Raw genomic sequence first — 4,282 nt, 5'->3', positions numbered from 1 at the left:
GATTCCTGATCGTGTTGGGGAGGGCCGATTCAGAGCCTGAATCGGCTACGGCGGTTGCTGTGTTCGAGCGTTTGCCGCTTCGGCGATGGAGAGACGCCTTGATAACGCCGAGAATGCACACACGTAGCCGACTTAGGCCTCTAAGTCGGCAATCCTACACACAAACGAACCTCGCTGCTCTCCGTTTCCGAATTCTCAGCGAATCCGGCTACACGTCCGAGCGTTCTTGCTCGACAGATGGCGTCGTCGGCGGCACCGCGATCGGTCTCGCACTTCTAGCCGCAGACCCGCGCCCCGAAACAACCACAGGACTCCGCCGTTGTCCTGCCTTGGCACCGTTGTCAGCAGTCTTGCGGTAATAGCGATTCGTGTGGCGTCCATAACGATAGTAGCCGTATCCTTTGTAGCCATCATTGTTCGCACCTTCATCGGATGCATTGATCACGACACCGAGTAATTTCGCACCGACATTGGCCAAGATCGAGGCAGCTTCTTTCGCGTTTGGCTTGCTCTTGCGACGAACCTTCAGTGCCATCACGACGCCATCAGTCATACTGGCGGTGATACTCGGATCGGTGACCACCAACAGCGGCGGCGTGTCCAAAATGATGTAGTCGTACTCTTCCCGAAGCACGTCCAACAACTCGCTCATTTCAGGCAACGTCAAAGCTTCGGCAGGGTTCGCCGGGATCGGCCCCGAAGGCATCATCTTCAGCGTGCTGAGGGGCGTGTCGTGCGCCGCGTCGACGTGTTCGCATTTCCCGTTGAGGACATCGACCAAACCAAGTTGATCCGCCATGGCGAAGTTGTCGGTCACCTGCGGCTGGCGAAGGTCACAATCAATGATCAGCGTGCGTATGCCCGACTGAGCGATGCTGCACGCCAAGTTGCCAGCGATGGTGGACTTCCCGTCACCCGGAAGTGGGCTGGTGACCTGCAGAACTTTTCCGCCCTCAACGCCAGCCAATTCAAACAGAACCGACGTCCGACAAGACCGAATGGACTCGGATGCAACCGACGATGGAGCATGCACAACCGCCAAGTGCGGGTCAAGCAATTCAAATGGATTCGAGGCTTCACCTTTCTTGCGTTTAACGCGACCCTTGAAGAAGGGAACGTGAGTCAAGATCGGCGCACCGACGGCCGCGATGATTTCCTCTGGGTCTCGGAACGTGTTGGCATTCTTCTCTAGAAGCAACGCGAGTCCGCAACCGAGTGCAAGGCCGAGAAATGTGCCTATACCAAGCATTTTGACCAAGTTAGGGCCAGTGCGATAGGCACGGCTTGGAGCTCGTAGCTCGGATACCTGGATCCCACCTTCTTCCTCCGTTAGCTCAACACGTGCCATTTGCTCGTCGAGTTGATTGATTAACTCACGATTGCGGTCAATCTGACGAAGCATCGAAGCGTTTTCTTGTTCGTCTTGGGCCAGCTTCATTGCTTCGATCCGTTCGCTAGCAATTTGCGAATCAATTTCGGAGATTTGCTGTTTCAGCAGCTGCACTTCCGCTCTCGAAGCGGTCAAGATCACATTGACCGCTTCTTCGGCACGTTTGCGAGGGTCGACACCTTCGACTTTGTTCTGCTCCATCAATTCGACGATGCGTTCGGATTGCTCTTTGACCAAACGTTTCAGTTCACTTTTCATCATCGTCAGTTCAGCGTCGAGTGCCTTGACCGTTGGGTGTTGCTCACCAAATTCCGCCGCGAATTTGTTTCGCTCGATCATCAGCGGGACCAATTGTTGATCCAACTCAATTTGGGCAAGTTCAGCGTCGCCATCACGCATGTTTTGGCTAATCTGATTTGACTCAGGCATCTCGAATGTCTTACCCATCAGTTGCCCGATAATTGAAAGGCGCACCAGTGGATCATCAGCTTCTTTCGCGATGCTCTCAACTGCCGACAGTTCAACGGATTGGCTACGGAGTGTCTCGAACAACTCGCTTCGTCGTTCAGTCAAATAAAGTTGACGTTCGCGGTGAGGGTTGATCGCCTCCCCGTTCTCGTTCCAGACTAACGAAGCCTTCGTTCGGAACGCACGATAGTCTTCCTCCAATTCACTTAGCTTCGGTTGCAAGTTGTCGGTCGCATCTCTGATCAGACGGAGCAATTCTCCGCGTGAGCTTTTGTGCTTTTCCGCGAACAGCTGCTGCAATGCGGCGCTGTACGCTTTGACGGCGGCTTCACAAAGCTCCGGATCGGAATGTTCAAAACTCAATGACGCTACAAGTGATGAGGCTGATCTAGCATCCTGAATGTTCGTTTCGAACTTGAGTGCCCCATTCGCTAAACCTAACAATGCAGAGGGATGACCACCCAGCGATTCGCGAAAAACTTCCATGCTCTCGTTATCAAACGCATTGCGAGTGACTTTGTCACTCAACAGTTGCGATCGCAGAATATCGATCGACGGGACACCGCCGATCAAATCGCCCGTCATCGTATCGATGACCGCTGGACGATCCGATTCAAACATCAGCAACGTTCCGGATTGAAACGTTTCCGGTGTCTTGACAAAAACCAGGAAGCCAATCACCGCACCCAGAATCGTGGGAACCAATGCGGCCCAGCGATAACGCCAGATCGCACCCATCAGATCCGCCGATTCGGCCGTTTGGGAAGAGCCACTGCTGCCCCAGCCTTCGTTCATCGCAGGGTACGAGCCCATCGCCGCCTGTCCCATCGTTCCCGCGTTTTGCGAGGGATAAGACGCGAAGGAATTCGGGCCGCGTTTTCCGGCCGATGGTTCAGTTGATTTCGAGTTCGGGATCATCCGAAGTCCGTGATGAAAAGCAGAGGAGCGGAGTTGAAACGGCAAAGCGAAGAAGATCTGCTATTGAAGCAGTCAAGTGTACGGAGCCACCCGCCGTAGGGCTAGGAATTCTGATTCGGGAAAGCCAATTCCGAAGATTCGAGAACGGCCATCCGGAACGTTCGGATTGCCCCCCAAAATCGTCAAAATTGATCAGAGTAGAACAGTTGTCCCCAACTGTTTCGCAAAGCCGGTCGAAACTCAGGCCCAGGCGTGCCAATCGACTACACCCGAAAAAGTGGCATAGGCTTGTCAGCCTTTTTGTACCCTAGATCTTTTCGGAAACGCTTTCGTTGGGAGTACAAGCGGTTTGAAGCCAAATATCCCTGTCCTGGATACTGAGTGTTCGTTTAGCGGTGATTTGTGTTCCCGTCACTGCTCTGGTGGAACACTAATCTAGTCTGATCGGACACTAATCTTGGGTGTTTCGAGATGTGGGGTATGAAAAGGCCTCTCAGCCTGTGGAAAAAGAATCGCAAACTGGTACGTCCACACGACGATTGCCTTCTTACCTCGTCAATGTAGGCTCGAATGTTCCAAGCTTCGTAACCCGCAGCGTAAGCAAGGCTCGCGTACAATCAACTATCCGTAGCCGGATTCACCAGAATTCGGACGTCCAAATTGCTAGCCACTCGTCCCGATCTACCGCTTCACAGGCTCCCGCCGTCGCAACCCGAGATCCATCGGTGCCACCAGTCACCTGGTCCCCTCTCCCGCCGGGAGAGGGCTAGGGTGAGGGTTGAGCGAGACACTGCTCACCGTCTCAAAAACTGGGGCAGTTTCCGAAGCGGCTTCGTGAACCGCAATCCAACCGGCGGTTTCAGCACATTGATCAACCAAGCCTGCCGCCACTAGAAAGTCCCCTCTCCTCTTGGGAGAGGGCTAGGATGAGAGCCGAGCAAGACAGTGCTCACCGTCTCAAAAACTGAGGAAGCTTCCGAAGCGGCTTCGTGAACCGCAGTCCCAGCGGCGGTTTCAGACCATTGATCAACCAAGCCTGCCGCCACCAGAAAGTCCCCTCTCCTGCCGGGAGAGGGCTAGGGTGAGGGCCGAGCGAGACAGTGCTCACCGTCTCAGAAACTGGGGCAGTTTCCGAAGCGGTTTCGTGAATCGCAATCCGATCGGCGGTTTTAGACCGTTGATCAACCAAGCCTGCCGCCACCAGAAAGTCCCCTCTCCTGCCGGGAGAGGGCCAGGGTGAGGGCCGAGCAAGACAGTGCTCACCGTCTCAGAAACTGAGGCAGTTTTCGAATTGGCTTTGTGAACCGCAGTCCCAGCGGCGGTTTCAACCATTGATCAACCAAGCCTGCCGCCACCAGAAAGTCCCCTCTCCTGCTGGGAGAGGGCTAGGGTGAGGGCCGAGCGAGGCGCCGATCACCGTCTCAAAAACTGGGGCAGTTTCCGAAGCGGCTTCGTGAACCGCAATCCAACCGGCGGTTTCAGCCCATTGATCAACCAAGCCTGCCG

At 54.8% G+C, this 4,282-nt stretch carries 2 protein-coding genes; both read right to left on the bottom strand.

The features are described 5' to 3' along the window. Positions 1 to 208: 208 nt before the first annotated feature. On the bottom strand, positions 209 to 2,776 hold the full coding sequence (locus B2R17_RS22535; RefSeq protein WP_286765768.1) for a polysaccharide biosynthesis tyrosine autokinase: 2,568 nt from the start codon (positions 2,774 to 2,776) through the stop codon (positions 209 to 211). Between the two features lie 1,324 nt (positions 2,777 to 4,100). Further along, positions 4,101 to 4,282 (bottom strand): hypothetical protein (locus B2R17_RS22530; protein WP_286765767.1); only part of this gene is annotated, 182 nt, incomplete at its 5' end.

This window comes from Rhodopirellula sp. UBA1907, from assembly GCF_002337565.1.
Lineage (GTDB): Bacteria > Planctomycetota > Planctomycetia > Pirellulales > Pirellulaceae > Rhodopirellula > Rhodopirellula europaea.
The sequence above is the reverse complement of the archived record's forward strand: the minus strand, read 5'-3'. Positions and strand labels throughout refer to the sequence as shown.

Bases quoted from the DNA above. Each gene is read 5' to 3' on its own strand.
- B2R17_RS22535 (WP_286765768.1), bottom strand. From the start codon at position 2,776: ATGATCCCGAACTCGAAATCAACTGAACCATCGGCCGGAAAACGCGGC.